The 18685-nt window shown below is 67.4% G+C and carries 19 protein-coding genes; 7 read left to right on the top strand and 12 right to left on the bottom strand.

Annotated features, from left to right (window positions below; genetic code table 11):
• Window positions 1–90: 90 nt before the first annotated feature.
• The 9 genes from AAFP30_RS00305 to AAFP30_RS00265 all read right to left on the bottom strand — a co-directional run bounded on the left by AAFP30_RS00305 (window position 91) and on the right by AAFP30_RS00265 (window position 7067).
• On the bottom strand, window positions 91–1605 hold the full coding sequence (locus tag AAFP30_RS00305) for an amino acid permease (RefSeq protein WP_419227836.1): 1515 nt from the start codon (window positions 1603–1605) through the stop codon (window positions 91–93).
• Between the two features lie 119 nt (window positions 1606–1724).
• Entirely contained in the window at window positions 1725–2669 is a 945-nt protein-coding gene (locus AAFP30_RS00300; protein WP_419227835.1) for an LLM class flavin-dependent oxidoreductase, read from the bottom strand.
• A gap of 28 nt (window positions 2670–2697) precedes the next feature.
• Window positions 2698–3627, bottom strand: a complete 930-nt coding sequence (locus AAFP30_RS00295) for a cation diffusion facilitator family transporter (protein ID WP_419228618.1) — start codon at window positions 3625–3627, stop codon at window positions 2698–2700.
• Window positions 3628–3755: 128 nt separating this feature from the next.
• Window positions 3756–4049, bottom strand: coding sequence for a WXG100 family type VII secretion target (locus tag AAFP30_RS00290; RefSeq protein ID WP_419227834.1), 294 nt, complete (start codon window positions 4047–4049; stop codon window positions 3756–3758).
• A gap of 65 nt (window positions 4050–4114) precedes the next feature.
• The gene (locus AAFP30_RS00285; protein ID WP_419227833.1) at window positions 4115–4429 is read right to left on the bottom strand and encodes a WXG100 family type VII secretion target; all 315 of its coding nucleotides are present in this window, start codon (window positions 4427–4429) and stop codon (window positions 4115–4117) included.
• A 141-nt stretch (window positions 4430–4570) separates the two neighbouring features.
• Window positions 4571–5953: a hypothetical protein gene (locus AAFP30_RS00280; RefSeq protein WP_419227832.1), complete on the bottom strand. Its 1383-nt coding sequence runs from the start codon at window positions 5951–5953 to the stop codon at window positions 4571–4573.
• Window positions 5950–6258: a type VII secretion target gene (locus AAFP30_RS00275; RefSeq protein WP_419227831.1), complete on the bottom strand. Its 309-nt coding sequence runs from the start codon at window positions 6256–6258 to the stop codon at window positions 5950–5952. The genes AAFP30_RS00280 and AAFP30_RS00275 overlap by 4 nt, the downstream gene beginning before the upstream one ends.
• Before the next feature lie 76 nt (window positions 6259–6334).
• Window positions 6335–6649 carry a YbaB/EbfC family nucleoid-associated protein gene (locus AAFP30_RS00270; protein ID WP_419227830.1) on the bottom strand — a complete coding sequence of 105 codons (315 nt, stop codon included), beginning with the start codon at window positions 6647–6649 and terminating at the stop codon, window positions 6335–6337.
• A gap of 22 nt (window positions 6650–6671) precedes the next feature.
• Window positions 6672–7067, bottom strand: coding sequence for a hypothetical protein (locus AAFP30_RS00265; protein WP_419227829.1), 396 nt, complete (start codon window positions 7065–7067; stop codon window positions 6672–6674).
• Between the two features lie 114 nt (window positions 7068–7181).
• On the opposite strand from AAFP30_RS00265, the gene AAFP30_RS00260 reads away from it, so the two are divergent.
• Both AAFP30_RS00260 and AAFP30_RS00255 read left to right on the top strand, forming a co-directional pair.
• Window positions 7182–8402, top strand: coding sequence for a CaiB/BaiF CoA transferase family protein (locus tag AAFP30_RS00260; protein WP_419227828.1), 1221 nt, complete (start codon window positions 7182–7184; stop codon window positions 8400–8402).
• A 151-nt stretch (window positions 8403–8553) separates the two neighbouring features.
• A complete protein-coding gene (locus AAFP30_RS00255) occupies window positions 8554–10068 on the top strand; it encodes a MinD/ParA family ATP-binding protein (protein ID WP_419227827.1) in 1515 nt (504 codons plus the stop codon).
• Here the strand turns inward: AAFP30_RS00255 and AAFP30_RS00250 are convergent.
• Entirely contained in the window at window positions 10028–10693 is a 666-nt protein-coding gene (locus AAFP30_RS00250) for a DedA family protein (protein WP_419227826.1), read from the bottom strand. The genes AAFP30_RS00255 and AAFP30_RS00250 overlap by 41 nt on opposite strands.
• 192 nt (window positions 10694–10885) lie before the next feature.
• On the opposite strand from AAFP30_RS00250, the gene AAFP30_RS00245 reads away from it, so the two are divergent.
• Together AAFP30_RS00245 and AAFP30_RS00240 are read left to right on the top strand one after the other, a co-directional pair.
• Entirely contained in the window at window positions 10886–11914 is a 1029-nt protein-coding gene (locus AAFP30_RS00245; RefSeq protein ID WP_419228617.1) for an alpha/beta fold hydrolase, read from the top strand.
• Window positions 11915–11964: 50 nt separating this feature from the next.
• On the top strand, window positions 11965–12408 hold the full coding sequence (locus tag AAFP30_RS00240) for a TM2 domain-containing protein (protein ID WP_419227825.1): 444 nt from the start codon (window positions 11965–11967) through the stop codon (window positions 12406–12408).
• A 12-nt stretch (window positions 12409–12420) separates the two neighbouring features.
• On the opposite strand, the gene AAFP30_RS00235 is transcribed toward AAFP30_RS00240, so the two are convergent.
• Entirely contained in the window at window positions 12421–14358 is a 1938-nt protein-coding gene (locus AAFP30_RS00235) for a TIM barrel protein (protein WP_419227824.1), read from the bottom strand.
• Between the two features lie 227 nt (window positions 14359–14585).
• Here AAFP30_RS00235 and AAFP30_RS00230 point away from each other — a divergent pair, with 227 nt between their 5' ends.
• The 3 genes from AAFP30_RS00230 to AAFP30_RS00220 all read left to right on the top strand — a co-directional run bounded on the left by AAFP30_RS00230 (window position 14586) and on the right by AAFP30_RS00220 (window position 17671).
• The gene (locus tag AAFP30_RS00230; protein ID WP_419227823.1) at window positions 14586–15956 is read left to right on the top strand and encodes an MFS transporter; all 1371 of its coding nucleotides are present in this window, start codon (window positions 14586–14588) and stop codon (window positions 15954–15956) included.
• Between the two features lie 75 nt (window positions 15957–16031).
• A complete protein-coding gene (locus AAFP30_RS00225) occupies window positions 16032–16973 on the top strand; it encodes a shikimate dehydrogenase (protein ID WP_419227822.1) in 942 nt (313 codons plus the stop codon).
• A gap of 35 nt (window positions 16974–17008) precedes the next feature.
• Window positions 17009–17671, top strand: a complete 663-nt coding sequence (locus AAFP30_RS00220; RefSeq protein WP_419227821.1) for a TetR/AcrR family transcriptional regulator — start codon at window positions 17009–17011, stop codon at window positions 17669–17671.
• A gap of 124 nt (window positions 17672–17795) precedes the next feature.
• Here AAFP30_RS00220 and truA read toward each other — a convergent pair.
• A partial coding sequence (gene truA / locus AAFP30_RS00215; RefSeq protein ID WP_419227820.1) for a tRNA pseudouridine(38-40) synthase TruA occupies window positions 17796–18685 on the bottom strand: 890 nt, incomplete at its 5' end.

The raw sequence follows: 18685 nt of genomic DNA, 5'->3' as shown, positions 1-18685 counted from the left end.
CGTGCGCTGCGCGATGCAGCCCGGAAATACGTTCGACCCAGGCTATCGGACTCCTACGACGGGGTTCACATCGAACCTGCCCGGCACCGGCTACGCCGTATCGACCGACTCCACTTCGCCGCGCTCGCGCTTGCCGACCATCGAATGGCGTTGGCTGTAGAGGAAGTAGATCGCCACGCCGAGGACCATCCAGATGACGAACCGGATCCAGGTGAGCGCGGAAAGGTTCAGCATCAGCCATAGGCAGGCGAGGATCGCGAGGACCGGAATGACCGGTCCACCCGGCACGGTGAATCCGCGTTCGAGGTCCGGCCGGGTGCGCCGCAGCATGATCACGCCGCCGGCCACCACGATGAACGCGAACAGCGTGCCGACGTTGACCATTTCTTCGAGCTTGTTGATCGGGAAGAAGCCGGCCACCAGGGCGACGACGACGCCGATCAGGATTGTCAGACGGGCCGGAGTACCAAACCGTGGATTGGTCTTCGACATGCCGCGTGGCAGCAGTCCGTCGCGGCACATCGCGAACAGGACGCGCGACTGACCGAGCATCAGCACCATGACGACGGTGGTCAGGCCGGCCAGCGCACCGATGGCGATGACCTTTTCCGCCCAGGTGATCCCGTTGAGGGCGAACACGTCGGCCAGGTTCTTGGCCTCGCCGTCGCCGGTCGCCAACTGCTTGTAGTTCACCATGCCGGTGACCACGATGGTGACGAGCACATAGAGCACGGTGACGATGGCCAGCGAACCGAGGATGCCGCGCGGGACGTCGCGCCTCGGGTTGCGCGTCTCCTCGGCGGTGGTGGCGACGACGTCGAAGCCGATGAAGGCGAAGAACACGATCGATGCGGCGGCCAGCACGCCGAACCAACCGTAGGACGTGTCACCGTGGCCGGTGATGAGGGAGAACAGGGTCGAGTCGACGGACGCCTCGGACCCCTTGCCGGTTTCGGCCGGCGGGATGAATGGCTTGTAGTTGTCAGTCTTGATGTAGAAGAAACCGAGGACGATCACCAACAGCACGACACCGACCTTGATGGCGGTGATGATGGCACTGAAGCGTGACGACAGTTTGGTACCGAGTACCAGCAGGACCGTGACGATCGCGACGATGACCAGCGCTCCCCAGTCGACCGTGTGCGAGCCGATCGCGAAGGTCGCGGATTTCTCTCCGCCGGCACCGTGGAAACCGAAGACGTTGGCCAGGTAACTCGACCAGCCCTTCGACACCACCGCGGCACCCACGGCGAACTCGAGGATCAGGTCCCAGCCGAGAATCCACGCGAGGAACTCACCGAAGGTGGCATAGCCGAAGGTGTAGGCCGAGCCCGCGACCGGGACGGTCGAGGCGAACTCGGCGTAGCAGAGGGCGGCCAAAGCACAGGTGATAGCGGCCATCACGAACGACAGGGAGATCGCGGGACCCGCCTTGTCGCCGGCGGTCGAGACGGTGATGGTGAAGATGCCGGCGCCGATGACGACGGCGACACCGAAGACGATCAGATCGAAAACACCCAGGTCTTTGCGGAGTTTGTGGTCCGGTTCGTCCGTGTCGGCCATCGATTGCTCGACCGACTTCGTGCGGGTGAGCGGATTTGCCATCCGTGAGTCCTCCCGGATTCCCAAGTCGGGACGGGATCGCCGCCCGACTCGCAGTCGCCAACGTAGGGGTGAAGCGTTCACAAACGCTATCCGAACCTGTTGCTTCGCGAGTGGATTTGTCAGGACTCGCGGGTGTCCCGATGCGACGTCGTGACTCCGCGGAGATGTGGCGCGACTTCGGTACCGAAACGGTGTAGCTGCTCGATCGGATCGGCAAGGGGCCAGATGAACACCCCGTCGACGCCGGCGTCGGCGTATCGCGTCAGGGTGGCGACGCCGGAGTCCGCCGAGCCGATCAGCACCTGCTGGGCGAGATCGACGGTGTCGCGCTTGAGCATTCGGGCCAGCGTGTCGAGCCGCTCGTGCTGCGCCGCCACCGAATCGGTCAGGTAGGTCCACATCGTCGCGAGGACGATCGGGAGGTCGCCCACGTCGCGTTCGACGGCACCGACCTCGTCGAGGAGCAACCGCCGTCCGGCGGCAAGCCGGTCCGGGGTGGTGTTGTAGGCCGACGCGATCCACGCGTCGCCGTGGCGGGCGACGCGGCGTAGACCGGCGGCCGAACCCCAGCTGCCGATCCAGATCGGAACCGACCGCGGTGGTCGCGGCGCCAGATCGGGGACGTCGTAGAACTGTCGTGGACCCGGTTCGCGGTCGTCGGTCAGGGACGCCCGCAGCACCCGGACCGATTCGTCGAAGCGTGGCCACCGCTGCGCGAACGGAATCCCGACGGCCGCGTAGTCGGCGGCTGACGACCCTGGTCCGAGACCGAGGACGAACCGACCGCCCGACACGACATCGAGGGCCGCTGCGGTCTTTGCCAGGACCGCCGGTCCGCGGATCACCGGCAGGGCAACGGTGGTCGCCAGGGTCAGGTCGGCGCTGCGTTCCACGACGCTGGACAGCGCGACGAGGCCGTCGAGCCACGGGCGGCCGAACAGCACATGGTCATTCGCGCTGATCGCCCGGAAGCCGGCGGACCGCGCGGCATCGACGAAGCCGGCCAGCAGTGCGGGCTCCGTGATGTCGGGGTCGATCAGTGGTAGGTGCGCACCGAACCACACTCACGGATCGTAACTCCGCCACGAGCCGTCACGAGGTGGGTGCGACGCCCCGATCGATGTCCGGTTCGAGATAGATGACGCGGGCCTGCGGCACCGCCGATCGGACTCGCGCCTCGGCGGCATCGATGGCAGCCGCAACCGCGGTGACATCGGTGCCCGCCGGGATGGCGATCTTGGCGGCAACGAGGAGCTCCTCGGGACCGAGGTATTGGGTCTTCATGTGGATGACCCGGTCGACGCCGTCGGATTCGAGGGCGCGCAGCAGTGCCTGCTCTTCGGCGTCGGTGGCACCCTCCCCGATCAGCAGGCTCTGCATCTCGACGATCAGGATGATGGCGATGACGCCGAGCAACACGCCGATGCACACGGTGCCGATACCGTCCCAGATCGCGTCACCGGTCAGCATCGTCAGTCCGACACCACCCAACGCCAAGACGAGACCGATCAGCGCGCCGGTGTCCTCGAGCAGCACGACCGGCAGTTCGGGCGAGCGGGTGTTGCGGATGAACCGCCACCAGCTCGCATTGCCCTTGAGCGGCTTGGACTCTCGATAGGCAGTCGCGAAACTGTAGCCCTCCAGCGCCATCGCGATGAGCAGGATGATCACCGCGACCATCGGCGACTCGAGTCCGTGGTCGTGCGCGTGCCGGATCTTCTCGACACCCTCATAGAGCGCAAACAGCGAACCGAGACTGAAGATGACCAGGGCGACGACGAAGGAGTAGAAGTACCGACTTCGCCCGTACCCGAACGGGTGCAGACGATCCGCCTTCCGCGCCGCCCGGTTCTGGCCGAACAGCAGCAGCCCCTGATTGGAGGTGTCGGCGACCGAGTGCACCGATTCGGCGAGCATCGACGACGACCCGGTGATCAGGAAGCCGACGAACTTGGCCACCGCGATACCCGCATTCGCTGTCAACGCGGCGACGATCGCCCGCTTGGAACCCTCGGCTGACACCTTCGTCATCTGCCTGCTCCGGCGTCCGGTGCGGCACACCCGACTCATCGGTTTGTCGAGTGGTGACTCTACTGCGCAGTGCCTACTCTGGTGCGCGCCGAGCGACCGTCACGTGCGTCAGCCGGTGGTCAGAGGAAGGTCTGCCCCACCGCACGGTCGGTGCCGGCCATCGTGTTCGACGCGTTCTGCACTCCCCGGCTGAGGCCGTTCAGCCGGGCGCGGGCCTCCTCGAACAGCTTGTCCCAGTGCAGTTGCGCGGCCTGGTAGGCCTCCGCGCCGTGCTGCGAGGTCCAGTTGGCGCCCAGTTTGGTGACTTCTCCCTTGAGTTGGTGGGACAGTTGCTCGAGCGCGCTGAAGTGCCGGCCGAGATCGCCGGAGAGGGTTTCGAGACCGGCGAAGTCGTACTTGATGAGATCGGACATGGTGTTCTCCTTGATGGTCGGTGGCGGGGTGTCGGTGGCGTGGTCGTTGGCGGTCGGTCGATCGCTCAGAGGCTGAGGGTGCCGCCGGTGCTCGACGCGATGGCCGAGGCGATCCCGGAGTCGTGCTCGTCGTAGCCCTTGAACCCGGTGGTCAACCGCGCCTCGATGTCGTTGAGCGCGGCCTGCAGTTTCGCGGCCGTCCCACTCCAGTCGGTTTGCGTGCTGTCGAACGACTTCGACGCCTGGCCGTGCCACGTCGCCATCCCGGTCTGCGACGACGTCTGGATCTGTCGCAGAATGCCGTGCATCGCGTCGACGATGCCGCTGATCGATTTCGACGATGCTTGTGCGGCAGCCACATCGAGATTCAACCCGGTCATAATTGGTTCCTCCTTCAGGTTGTGGCACCGCACGTCGTCGATGCCCTGGCGGCACCGAGACTCCGATACCGTGATCGCTTCCCGCACCGATCGGCTGCACCGATGATCCGGAAACTCTTGTTGCGCCGGTTGATTCGATCCTCAGATCGGCAGCTGCGCATCTGGCGGCGGTCCGAGACGCAAGCCGATATCCGCCGGCAGAACTGCGGGTTCGGCGTCGTGACCGAGAACTGCGGGCGCCACGTCGGGCACGCTGCCGACGACGCACCGCCCGTTTCCGGGCGTCACCAGATACTCCGGCAGTATGTGTTGTTCATTGGACGCAGCGGCACCACGAACGGTTCCCTTCGCACCGACCGGCGCCATGGCGGCCGCAACCGGACCGGGTGTGGCGGTTGGCGTGCGCGGCGTCTGCTGCGGTGCGTAGCCGGCGGGTTCGGTGGTGCCGGGCAGGGGCGAGGACACCGCCCGCGCCGCCGACAGCGGAGTGGCCTGGAGACCGGCGACACCCGGGGCGGCGATCCCCGCGGGTTGGGTTCGCCCGGCGTCCCCCGCGATCCCCGCGCCTGCCGCGCCGCCTATACCGCCTGCGCCGGCGATGACGCCGGCTGGAGCACCGGACGGTTCTGTGCCACAGCCGGATACCGGTTTCGACGTGCCGGGATGTGCCGGGGTGGACGCCGGGGTCGATGATCGGACACTCGACGTCGGGGTCATCGCGGCGGGTAGCCCGGCCAGCGACGACACGACCGGCGCGAGGCCGTCGATGACGGCGCCGGCGATCGCGAACGGCGATGGTCCGGGCGCGGGTGCGTGGGTGATCGGTACGGGCGCACCATTCGCGGTCATCGTCGCGGTGGGACCCAGCAGCTGTGCGCGGGTGGCCGCCACCGCGGCGGTGGCCTCCGAGAGTCCCTCGGTGGCGAATCCGACCGCGAGTGCCTGTCCGGCCGGGGTGGCGAGGATGGGGACGGTGCCGGCGATCTTGCTGATCGTCGCAGCGATGATGCCCTGCAGCGTGGCCACCCCCGCGCCGACGATGGCCGCCGCGGCCTGCAGGTCGATCGAGATTCCGGTCCCCTGCGTCGCGACCTTGCCGGTGTCGGCGGTCGTCTGCGCCGCCTTGGCCGTCGCCGCTGTCGAGGCGGTGCCGGTCCACAGCTTGTCAAGGGCCTTGCACGCCGCCGACCCCACCGACATCGACGCCTCGAGCGCGGTGGACAGACTCTTGAACACCGCCGACGGATCGAGTCCACCCGCCGCCAGGTCGCCGGTGCCGAACGCACCGAGGAGATCGGTGATCGGTTTGATCAGCAGGGTTAGGTCCAGCGGCGGGAGGGGTGGCAGGCCCGGCAGTGGCGGGAGCGCCGGAAGTTGCGGCAGCGGCGGCAGGCCGAGACCGGCCAGCACCTCGCCGACCGGCCGCTCGAGGATCGGTCCGAGTGGTGTCGCATCGATCATGTCGCGCACCGACATGTCCATGCACGCAACCGCTTTCGTGGGTGCGGGGCCGGCCACGCTCATCGTGCTCCGCGGATCACGGCGCTCGCGCCGGCGTCATCGGACTGCAGACGATCCAGGCCCGAGAAGGTCGCGGCCGCGGTTCCGGCGTGCACGGCGGCCAGATTTCCCACGGCCAGAAGGTGATTGGCTTGCGCTGCGATGAACGACGCGAGGAACTCCTGACCGATCAGCCCGAACACGGGGATCATCGCCGCCGTCTGGGCCGCCGCGTTCACCGAGCCCGCGGCGAGGACCGCACTCGCAGTGCTCGCGCTCGTCGCCCCGAATGCCTCGACGGCCGCGGGGACCACCGTCACCTCGCCCATGGGTACTCCTTCCGCAGTTTCGGTCTCACCAGATCAGACGCACCGACCGGCAATCCGGTTCCGTTGGTGTGCACCATCATCCGTTCGGAGGACGCGTGGCGACGAGGTCGCCGAAGGACACGCGGAACTCGTCGGTGATCGCGACGTGCCGGGCAAAGGCCTGCGCCGCGGCATGCCCGGCGGTCGCAACAATGAGGTCGCCGAGCCGCTGACCGCCGAGTGCGGTCGCGGCGTCGGCCAGCCACAGCCCGGTGAGCGCTCCGGTGCCGTCGACCTGCACCGTGACCAGGCCGTCGTCGGAGGTCTCGCGTACCCGGATCGACGACAGAGCGTCGTTCAGTTCGTGCATTCGGTCGAGTTGTGCACTCGCCCGTGCTTCGATCTCATCCATCGCCCAACTCATGGCACGCCGCTCAGACCGGCCGCAGCCACGATGTGCGATCGGCCAGTTCGTGGTCGTCGCGGTGCTCGGCGCGGGCGAGATCGTCGATGGTCGGCAACTGCATCGCGGCCACCACGTCGCGATCGACCCCGGAGCCGATCAGATGCTCGCGCAATCGAATTCCCGCCACCATCGCCGACTGGCGACAGAGCCGGAAGATCTCCTCGGCCAGCGCCGCCGGTTCTCGATCAAGCGCCCTATCCGAGATGCGGACCGACAGCGGCAAACCCTGCGGGGTGGTGGTGACCGCGAGGGCACCCGTTGTCGATCGGGCCGTCGAGGTCGTCGCCGCGGGATCGTAAGCCGTGGGATCGTGAGCCGTGGGATCGTCGGCCGCGGGGTCCACGGCGGTTGGATCGTCGGTCATGGGTGTCATGTCGGTTTCTCCCCTCCGATCATTGGACGCACGCCACCTGAATCCGGTTCCACTTTTCCCTGCCCCGATCTGTCGGAGGTCCGGTCGATCGGTAATGCTGTCTGGGTGAGCACTCCTGACGAATCCCCGCGCGGCGCACTCGACGGCGTCCGGGTTCTGGAACTGGGCACCCTGATCGCCGGACCGATGGCCGGTCGTCTGCTGGGTGACATGGGCGCCGAGATCATCAAGATCGAGGCCCCGGGGTTGCCCGATCCGATCCGCACGTGGGGTCAGGCCGAGGAGAACGGCGAACGCGTCTACTGGACGGTGCATGCCCGCAACAAGAAGGCGATCACCCTCGATCTCCGGTCGACCGAGGGTCGAGGCATCTTCCTCGACCTCATCGACCGCTCCGACATCGTGGTGGAGAACTTCCGTCCCGGCACGCTGGAGCGATGGAATCTGGGCTATGACGTGCTCGCCGAACGCAATCCGGGAATCATCCTGGTGCGGGTCTCGGGATACGGGCAGACCGGGCCGGCCGCCGGCCGCGCCGGGTACGCCTCGGTCGCCGAGGCCGAGAGCGGGCTGCGCTATCTGAACGGCTACCCCGGGGAGGCACCACCGCGGCTGGCGCTGTCCATCGGTGACACCTTGGCCGGGATGTTCGCCACGCAGGGTGCGCTGGCCGCGCTGTATCGGCGGACGGTGACCGGGACCGGGCAGGTCGTCGACACCGCACTCACCGAGGCATGCCTGGCGGTGCAGGAGTCCACCATCGCCGACTACGACCTGGCCGGGGTGGTCCGCGGTCCGTCCGGCACCCGGCTCGACGGCATCGCGCCGTCGAACCTCTATCTGGCGGCCGACGGATTGCGGGTGGTGATCGCCGCCAACCAGGACACCGTGTACCGACGGTTGTGCGCAGCGATGGACCGGCCGGAGCTGGCGACCGATCCCCGATTCGTCGACCATCACGCGCGCGGCGTCAATCAGGACGAACTCGACGACATCATCGCCGGCTGGGCCAAACAGCACACCAGCGACGAGCTGATCGAGAAGCTGGGCGCGGCCGGCGTCGTGGTGGGCCCGGTGAACACGATCGCCGAGGTCATGCGCGATCCCCAGTTGCAGGCCCGGGACATGTTCGTCCCGCACCACGACGAACGCATCGGCCGCGACATCCTCGGGCCCGGGATCGTGCCCAAATTGTCGGAGTCACCGGGCACAGTGGTCTCGGCGGGGCCACCGCGACCCGGCTATCACAACGAGGAGATCTACCGCGGCTTGCTCGGCCTGAGCGACGACACCCTCGCGGCCCTCACCGAGGCGGGCGTCATCTGATCGCACCACCCCGACTCCGGGATCGCGGCTGGTCAGCGAGCTCACCCAGGCCGGATCGGGTCGTCGACGGATTCGGCCCGACCGGCCGGGTGCCCTAGACTGCCCTGCAGGTGATACACACGGGCAAAGTTTCGCAGGGGGACCATTCCGAATGACGTACGACAACTCCGACGCCACGGAGAACTCTGGTCAGCCGGCTCCCCCGCCCTGGTTGCAGTTCGCCCCCGAACCCGCCGACGATTCGTCCCGGACCGATGGCCGGCACGAGAATCGGGCCTTTCCGGACTCACTGCCTCCTCCGGCCCCGCCCACCGGCATGCCGTACGCGCCGCAGCAGCCACACCCGCATCACCCGCCGCACCACCAGGCGCCGCCGCCCGCGCACCAGCAGCCGGGACCCCAACAGCCGGTGCCCCAGCCACCGGCAAGCCGACCCCCGGTAGCCCAGCAGGCCGCACCCCAGCCCCCGGTAGCCCACCCCGGGCCGCCCCAGTCGGGACCACCCCAGCCGGGACCACCCGTGTCAGGACCACCCCAGCCAGGACCACCCCCGACCGGCCCGAACGACGCGATCCCGCCACAGTCCTTCCCACCACACTCGCCCGCGCCACAGTCCTTCCCGCCGCCCGGCCGGCCGATGCCGCCGAACGGGTTCCCGACCGACGCCCCGGCCCCCGGCTTCGGGCAGCCGCAGAATGGACCAGGACTCGACGAGGTGGCGCTGATCCGCAAGGCCCGCCGAGCCCCGAGCCGCGGCTGGCGACGTGCGGTCCACACGATCTCCGCCGGCACCATCAACCCCGGCGAGTCGTCGGCCGACGTCGAGTACAAGCAGCTCCTCGAGCGCGTCAACCGCCCGGTGCGGGGCGATTACCGGATCGCGGTGCTGTCGCTCAAGGGCGGCGTCGGCAAGACCACCACCACGGTCGGGCTCGGCTCCACGTTCTCCTCGTTGCGCGGTGACCGGGTGATCGCCGTCGACGCCAATCCCGACCTCGGCACGCTCGCGCAGCGCATCCCGCAGCAGACCCGATCGACCGTGCGCGATCTGCTCGCCGATACCAACGTCTACCGCTACTCCGACGTGCGCGCCCACACCTCGCAGGCACCGAGCCGTCTGGAAGTGCTTGCTTCCGAACGTGATCCGGCCGTGGCCGAGGCGTTCAGCGAGGACGAGTACCGCGGTGTCGTGCAGATCCTGCAGCGTTTCTACAACATCATCATCACCGACTGCGGAACCGGACTGAGTCACTCGGCCATGAACGGTGTGCTCGACCTGGCGAACTCGATCATCCTGGTCAGCTCACCGGCGCTCGACGGTGCGCGCAGCGCAGGCTCGACGCTGGACTGGCTCGAGGCGCACGGCTACGGACATCTCGTATCCGGTGCGGTGGTGGTGCTCAGTTCGTCACGGCCCGGCGCCTCGACGATCGACACGAACCAGCTCGCCGCACACTTCCTCACCCGCTGCCGTGCCGTGCACCAGATCCCGTTCGACGACCACCTCTCCGAGGGCGCCGATATCGATCTCGATCTCATCGGCAAGCCGACCCGGCGCGCCTTCGTCGAACTGGCCGCCACCGTCGCCGACGACTTCACCTCGGGCGGCAACGAATACCAACCCACTACTGCTGATCAGGGTTTCGCCGGGCCGTTCCATCCCTGACGCCGGGCGCCTTCGTTGCCGACCGCCGGGTGGCCCGCCATCGTCGGCCGAAGTGGATCGCCGTCGGTACGACGACGGTGAGTACCGACGCGATGATGAACAGGTCGATGTTCTCGCGGATCACCGTGACCTGTCCGAGGAAGTACCCAAGCAGGATGATCCCGGCCGCCCACACGATGCTGCCGAGGACGCTGAACAGGGTGAACACGCGATAGCGCATGCCGGTGAAGCCGGCGACGATCGGGGTGAGAGTGCGCACGATCCCGATGAACCGGGCGAAGAACACGGTCAGCGCGCCGTAGCGTTCGAAGAACCGGTGGGTGCGGTCGAGGGGTTCGGGACCGATCGCCCGCATCAGCCGACCCTCGACGACGCTGGAGCCGAGCCGTCGGCCGATGAGATAGCCGAGTTGGTCGCCGAGGATCGCCGCAAGCGGTACCAGCAGGCACAGCAGCCACACGGGTGCGAACGGATCGGGCTGCGCGGCGAACACACCGGCCGTGAACAGCACCGAATCACCGGGAAACACGAATCCGATGAGCAGACCGGTCTCGATGAAGATCAGGCCGCATAGACCGAGCAGGCCGGCGGTGGCCAGGAAAGTGTCGATGTCGAACGGGTTCATCGACCTCCACCCTACGAACCCTTGCGTTAACTCAATGCAACATATTCGGCACGATGTCCCAACGTAGGGTTTACTCGTAGGCGTCACGTCGCCGTGATGTGAGGAGCCACCGTGACCGGAACCACGAAACCGCCCGAAACGGGTGCGCGGACCCCAGCGCGCGCCGGCAAGAAAGCCGGCAACGGGTCCACCGTGCTGCGTCCGGTGTCCAACACGCAGGTCCGTGTCGAGTACCACACCATTCACGGGTATCGGCGCGCCTACCGCATCGCCGGCAGCGGACCCGCCCTGCTCCTGATCCACGGCATCGGCGACAACTCGTCGACCTGGAACGAGATCATCCCGATGCTCGCGCAGCACTACACGGTCATCGCGCCGGACCTGCTCGGGCACGGCAAGTCCGACAAGCCCCGCGCCGACTACTCGGTACCCGCCTTCGCCAACGGCATGCGTGATCTGCTCGTCGTGCTGGGCATCAGCAAGGTCACCGTCGTCGGACACTCCCTCGGCGGCGGCATCGCCATGCAGTTCTGCTACCAGTTTCCGCGGTTCGCCGAGCGGCTGATCCTGGTCGCGGCGGGCGGGGTCACCCGCGACGTCAACCCGGCCCTGCGGCTCGTGTCGATGCCGGTGGCCCACGAGATCCTGAACCTGCTGCGGGTGCCCGGCGTGATGCCGTCACTGACCCTGGCCGCCCGCACCCTCGCCGCCGCCCCGCACCTGCCCGGGCTACCGAGCGCCGTGTCGCCGAAGCGGATGCTCAACGACCACGAAGATCTCATGCGGGTCCTCGGGGATCTGACCGACCCGACCGCATCCGCGGCATTCCTGCGGACCCTGCGCGCCGTGGTGGACTGGCGCGGGCAGGTGGTCACCATGATGGACCGCTGTTACCTGACCGAACGCCTCCCCGTGCTGCTGGTGTGGGGCGACCACGACACCGTGATCCCCTACCACCACGCCCTGTTGGCACACTCCGCGATTCCCCATTCAGAACTCGAAACCTTCGGCGGTGCAGGACATTTTCCGTTCCACGACGACCCGGAACGGTTCGTCCGCATCGTCGCCGACTTCATGGACCACAACCAGCCGGTCGACTTCGACCCGACCAATTGGCAGCGTCTGATGTCCGAAGGTCAACGGCCTGAGGACTTCACCGGCGACGACGAGACCGTCGAGGCCGTACTCGAGGCGATCGAGGACGAGCGCAGCGCAACCTGAGTACCGCCTCCGGGTTCACCCGGCCCGGACATGCATGGGACCATGGGTCCATGACCAACCCGTATGGTGGCGACCCGATGGGACAAGAACCCTGGCGGCAGCAGTACCCGCCTGCACCCGGCTATGGTTTTCCCCCGCAACCCGATCCCGCATTCGGGTATCCGCCGAATCCTTACGGAATGCAGCCCTTCGTGGATCCGATGGCGCCCTACGGCCGTGATCCGTTCACCGGCGAAGCGCTCTCGGACAAGTCGAAGGTTGTCGCCGGGCTCCTCCAGATCTTTCTGGGAACGTTGGGCATCGGGCGCTTCTACCTCGGTCACACCACAATCGGCGCCATTCAGCTGGCCCTGACCGTCTTCGGGTTCCTGACGATGATCTTCCTCATCGGCTTCGTTCTGCTGGCAGCCGTGGGCATCTGGGCTTTGATCGACGGGATCCTCATCCTCACCGGAAGCGTTCCCGACTCCCGCGGGCTCAAACTCCGCCCCTGACCATCCGCGGCGTTACTCCGAGCCCGGGAGGTCCGTGCCACCACGAGCCAACTCGGCCGCGACCCGTACCGGCGAGTTCGGCTCCCCGTAGCCTCGGTAACTGCCTCGGCGACAGACGATTTCGAAGAAGAGATCTTCGCCGATCGTCGGCGTGAAGAAGTGGAAGAACTCGCCGCCGTCGGAGTCGGCGTCGTAGAGGATGTCGTAGGTGCGCAGCTGTGCGACGAGATCATCGGGCAGGTCGAAACGCGCGGCGAGGTCGTCGTAGTAGTTGTCCGGGATGGGCAGTGCCACCAGGCCACGCTCCCGGCAGGCCGCGGCGGTTGCGACGATGTCGGTACAGGCGAACGCCGCGTGGGTCAATCCACCTCGACGACGCAGGGGCCCGTGCCCGTCGAGCTGGGTCGGCACCATCGACGCGACGATGCGCACCGCCGATCCCGAGTCGGTGTCCATGGTGAGCGCTTGACTGCGCATGGTGCCCACGGCGTCCGGAACGTCGAGTCCGTCGTCGACAGACATCCGGAACACCGAGCGCAGCAACAACATTGCGCCCTCCCATGCGGCGGTGCCGATGCCGAGACCGACGTGGTCGACACCGGTGAACAACTCGGCGGGCGGGCGGGCGTCGCGCGGCACCAGGTCGAAGCGACGCTGCCAGTCGTCCGCGGATTCCGGGGAACGCAAGTCGATCGACAGCGTCTCGGTGACGTTGAGTCGCACCACTTCCGTGTCGGAGTCCGCGCCCGCAGTGGCGCCTGGCGCGGCGACCGGTGCGACCGGCACGTCGAATCGCGCTGCACGGTCCGCCCACGCGACGGGATCGTCACTGCGGATACCGATTTGGGCGATGGTCGGCATGTCAGGCGCGATCCCCGGGGCACTCCACACGGTGCCGACCGTGGTGTCCACGACGACGGCGACCTCGGCGTCGCGATAGAGCCGCAACCCGGTCTCGCTGCCGACACCCTGCAGGTCGAACCCGATGTGCGACAGCGTCTTCGCTACTTCCGGCGCCATCTGCGGGCCGGCCGCGACGCGAATGGAGACGACGTCTCGGGCCGCCGACGGGGTACTCGGTCCGGCCTCGGTCGCGAGCTCTGCGAGGTAGCGCAGCGACCGTTGCGCGTCGCGTGCGGTTCGATACGGGTCGGCGTGGCGGAACACGTCGCTGAAGATCTCCAACGACCACGGACCCCGATAACCGGACGCCTGGACTGCGCGGATGAACGTCTGCAGGTCGAAGTTGCCCTGTCCGGGCAGACACCGGTGATGGCGGCTCCACTGCAGGATGTCCATCGACATACGTGGCGCGTCGGCGAGTTGCAGGAAGAAGATCGACTCGGCGGGCAGGTCGGCGATCGGCGCAGGGTCGTCGCCGCGGGAGAGGATGTGGAAACTGTCGAGGCAGGTACCCAGGGCCGGGTTATCCACAGCGGCAACGATGTTCGCGGCGTGCCGGTAATCGTTGACCGCGGTCCCCCAGGCCAGCGCCTCGTAGGCGATGCGCTTGCCGCGGCGGGCTGCGATCTGCGCGGCGGCGCCGAGCTGCTCGATCAACAGTGCGTCGTCGTCAACTGCGGAGGTCAGCGGCGACGAGCACACCAGCAGCAGGTCGCAGCCGAGTTCGTCCATCACATCGAACTTGCGCTCCAGTCGCACCAGGTTGCGGGCGAATCGGTTGGGGTCGACGTGGTCGAGGTCGCGGAACGGTTGGTAGAGGTCGAGGCTCAGGCCACGATCAGCGGCGGCACGCGCGAGCTCGGCCGGCCGCATCGGCGCAGCGACGAAGTCGGGTTCGAACACCTCGACGCCGCCGAAGCCGGCCGCAGCGGCGGCGTCCAGCTTCTCGGCCAAGGTGCCCGACAGGCAGACGGTGGCGATGGATGTGCGCGGCATCGACCCCGCGGTATCCGACATCTCGCGGGTTCCCGGTGCTGTAGCGGTCATCGCATCCTCCTCGTGTGGCGGCTGACACAGTGGCGATAATGTACCAAACAGTTCATTCTTGGCACCAGGGTCGGAACATTCGGGCGGAGATTCCGACCTCTATACCTGGGCAAATAAAGAATTTATGAACTATCTGGTTAGTTGCCTTGACGTGGCTTGAGTCGCTTTGTAGTCTCAGTCACACGCTGTTGACAGATGTGGCAGCCCGCACCACTTCAGGAGGACTGATGACCGCCACCCCCGAGGCCGCGCCGGCTGCACAGCCGCGCAAGGCCGCACTCGCCAGCTTCATGGGGAGCCTGGTCGAGTACTACGACTTCTTCATCTTCGGCACCGCGTCCGCGCTGGTGTTCAACAAGATCTTTTTCCCCGAGTTCAGCTCGGGTGCAGGCACTCTCGCAGCCTTCGCCACCTTCGGCGTGGCCTATGTCGCCCGACCGATCGGCGCAGTGATCCTGGGCCACTACGGCGACCGGATCGGCCGGCAGCGAGTCCTCGTGTTCACCCTGGTGCTGATGGGTGTGGCCACCTTCCTCATCGGCTGCCTGCCCGACTATCACGCCATCGGCATCGCCGCTCCGATCGCGCTGGTCGTCCTACGACTGTTCCAGGGCCTGTCGGCCGCAGGTGAGCAGTCCGGGGCGAGTTCGCTGACCGTCGAGCACGCCGATTCCGGCAAACGCGCCTTCTACGCCAGCTGGACACTCAACGGCACCCAGGCCGGCCTGCTCGTCGGCACGCTCGCGTTCCTCCCGGTGGCCGCGCTGCCCGAGGACATCCTGCTCAGCTGGGGTTGGCGCGTGCCGTTCTGGTTCTCCGCCGTCGTGATGATCGTCGCCTACCTGATCCGCCGCACGCTGCCCGAGACCCCTGTCTTCGAGCAGGCCAAGGAAGCCGACGCGATCTCCGACATCCCGCTGCTGGTGCTGCTGCGCTTCCACTGGCGCGCCCTGGTCCGCGTCATCCTGTGCGCCACCGTGTCCGTCATGAGCACCCTGTTCTCCACCTTCGCCCTCAAGTACGCCACCACCGACTTCGAGGTGTCCAAGAGCTCGATGCTGATCATCAGCATCATCGCGAACCTGACCATGCTCGTGAGCCAGCCGCTGTGGGGCATCGCGGCCGACCGCATCGGACGCAAGCCGGTATTCATCGGCGGCGCGATCGGTTGCGCGGTACTGGCCTTCCCGTACCTTGCGATCATCACCACCGGATCGTTCTGGGCCATCCTGTTCGCCACGCTGATCATCCAGTCGGTCATCTACGCCGCCGCCAACGCCATCTGGCCGTCGTTCTACTCCGAGATGTTCCCGGCCCGCGTCCGCTACTCGGGTGTCGCTATCGGTACCCAGATCGGCTTCATGGCCTCGGGTTTCCTGCCGCTGATCGCCTCGGCCATCCTCGGTGAGGGTCGTATGGGCTGGCTGCCGGTCGCCGTGGTGGTCTCCGCGTTCGCGGTCGTCGCCGCCATCGCCGCGGCCACCGCGAAGGAGACCAACAACGTCGACACCATGGCACTGGGTGAGAAGGGCGGCGCGACCGCAGCCACCCCGACCGGCACCGTGAATCCGACGACCTCCGCCACCGTCACCGCCTGAGCCCTCCCCTGTTGCTCCCCGAGGTCCCCGCACCTCGGGGAGCAACGCAGCCGCCACCGACGAAAGAGACTGGAGATGTTCGACTCCGAATTCGCCACCGCCACAACCCAAGTCACTGACGGAGCGGTGGTCTGCGCCCTGATCGGGCAGGGCATCACCCGATCACTCACCCCGCCGATGCACGAGCGCGAGGCCGCCGCCCAAGGCATCGACTACACCTACCTCACCCTCGACGTCCGGTCGTCGGCGATCGACTCCATCGACCTCGCCGACGTCCTCGACCGCGCCCGCCGAGCGGGTATGCGCGGTCTCAACGTCACCCATCCGTTCAAGCAGCGGATCATCGCCCATCTCGACGAGCTGTCGCCGGACGCCCGCCGACTCGGTGCGGTGAACACCGTGGTCTTCGACGACGCGGGCCGCACCGTCGGCCACAACACCGACTGGTCCGGATTCGCCCGCAACTTCGATCTGCACTTCGGAGCCGAAAGTCGTGAACCGGTGTCGCGAACCAGTGTGGTGCAGCTCGGTGCCGGCGGCGCCGGATCTGCCGTCGCCTACGCGATGCTCTCCCGCGGCGTCGATCGTTTCCACCTCGTCGACCACGACCCAACCCGCGCCGACACCCTCGCGGCCACCTTGCGGCCGATGTTCGCCGACGTCGAGATCACCGCGAGCGGCACCGCCGACGCGATCGACCGGATCGCCGACGCCGACGGACTCGTGCACGCCACCCCGATCGGCATGGCTGCCCATCCGGGCATGGCGATCGACGCATCGGCACTGCGCCCCGACCTCTGGGTGGCCGAGGTCGTCTACCGTCCGGTCGTCACCGAACTCATCGCCACCGCCCGCACTATCGGCGCCCGCACCCTGACCGGCGACGGCATGGCAGTGCACCAGGCCGTCGACGCGTTGGCGCTGTTCGCCGGCATCGAACCCGACGCCGACCGGATGACCCGGCACATCGGTGAGCTCATCGCCGCCGAGGACGCCGGCCTGCGACGATCGGCGTGACCGGCGACGTCTGTACGAACGATAGAGTTCATAGCGTGACCACCGAGGCCGTCCGCCGGCGCGACGCCGACCGCACCAAGGCGAACATCGTCGCCGTCGCGACCAAGGAGTTCTCCGACAAGGGGTTCGCGGGCGCACGCGTCGACGAGATCGCCGCGAAGACCCACACCACCAAGCGGATGCTGTACTACTACTACGGCGACAAGGAGGGCCTCTACCAGGCGGTCCTCGAGGCGTCGTACGGCAAGATCCGCCGCCTCGAGCAGCGGGTCAGCCACATCGAGGACGATCCGGTGACCGCGATCCGCCAACTCGCCGAGATCACCTTCGACCACCACGACCGCAACCCCGACTTCATCCGTATCGTCGCAAACGAGAACATCCTGAAGGGCGCACACATCAAGAACTCGGCGGCGGTGCAGAACCTCGGCAGCCCCGCCGTCGACATCCTCGGCCGCATCCTCGAGGTCGGCCGCACCCGCGGCCTGTTCCGCGATGACGTCGACGCCCTCGACGTGCACCAGCTCATCAGTAGCTTCTGCGTTTTCCGGGTCGCCAACCGCTACACGTTCAAGACACTCTTCGGCCGCGACCTCACTGCCGCCGACCACCGCGCGCAGCAGCGAAAAATGCTGGGCGACATGGTCGTCGCCTACCTCACCGCTGACCCCGCCGCCCCCGCCGACAGCAACCACTAATCCGCCGACAGCAACCACTTTCTCACCCACAGCAACGACCGCTGGTTGCTGTGGACGGGAAAGTGGTTGCTGTGGGTGGGAAAGTGGTTGCTGTCGACGGGAAAGTGGTTGCTGTCGGCGTGGGTCAGCCGCCGCAGCAGCCACCCGTGGAGGTCCGCACGTCCCGGGTGATCTCGTTGCGGGCGGCGAGTTCGTCGTCGGCGGGATAGTCGACCCCGACGAGACACAGCCCCCGAGCCTCGGCGACGGGGATGCGGCTGTTGCGTTCGGTCTCTCCGAGAAGTCCACGGCACCAATCGATGTCGCGCCGTCCGTCACCGACACTGGCCACCGTACCGACCAGGGAACGCACCATCGACCAGCAGAAGGCGTCGGCGCTCACCCGGCCGACCAGCACACCCTCGTCGTCGCGCTGCCAGTCGAAGCGCTGCAGATCGCGGATGGTCGTCGCCCCTTCGCGTCGACGACAGAACGCGGCGAAGTCGTTGAGCCCCACCAGTGTTGCCGAGGCCGCGTTCATCGCGTCGACGTCGATCGGCCGCCGCCATTCGGCCGTGGTGCGCGCATGGATCGGCTCGGCCCCCCACTGCGCGTCGGTGAGCCGGTAGACGTAGTGCCGACGCAGCGCGGAGAACCGGGCGTCGAAATGGTCGGTGACCCGGACGATCTCGCGCACCCGGACGTCGTCGGGCAGCATCTTCGCCAACCGCCCCACCAACTTCGACGGATCGCCGGCGATCGATCGGGTGTCGAGCGCGGTTTCCGGGATATCGGTATGTGCCACTTGGCCGGTTGCGTGCACCCCGGCGTCGGTGCGTCCGGCGACGGTGAGCCGCACCGGGATACGCAGCACGGTCGCGAGAGTGGACTCCAGGGTTTCGCACACCGTCCGTTGCCCGATCTGGCGTGCCCAGCCCGCGAAATCGGTGCCGTCGTAAGAGATGTCGAGACGCAAACGGAAGGACCCCGCGGCCCCCGGCTCCGGGGCGGGCGCGTCTGTCTTGGGTTGCGGGC

Source organism: Gordonia sp. CPCC 205515 (assembly GCF_048537925.1).
In the GTDB taxonomy this organism is placed as follows: domain Bacteria; phylum Actinomycetota; class Actinomycetes; order Mycobacteriales; family Mycobacteriaceae; genus Gordonia.
This window is presented reverse-complemented; position numbering and strand designations above follow the sequence as displayed.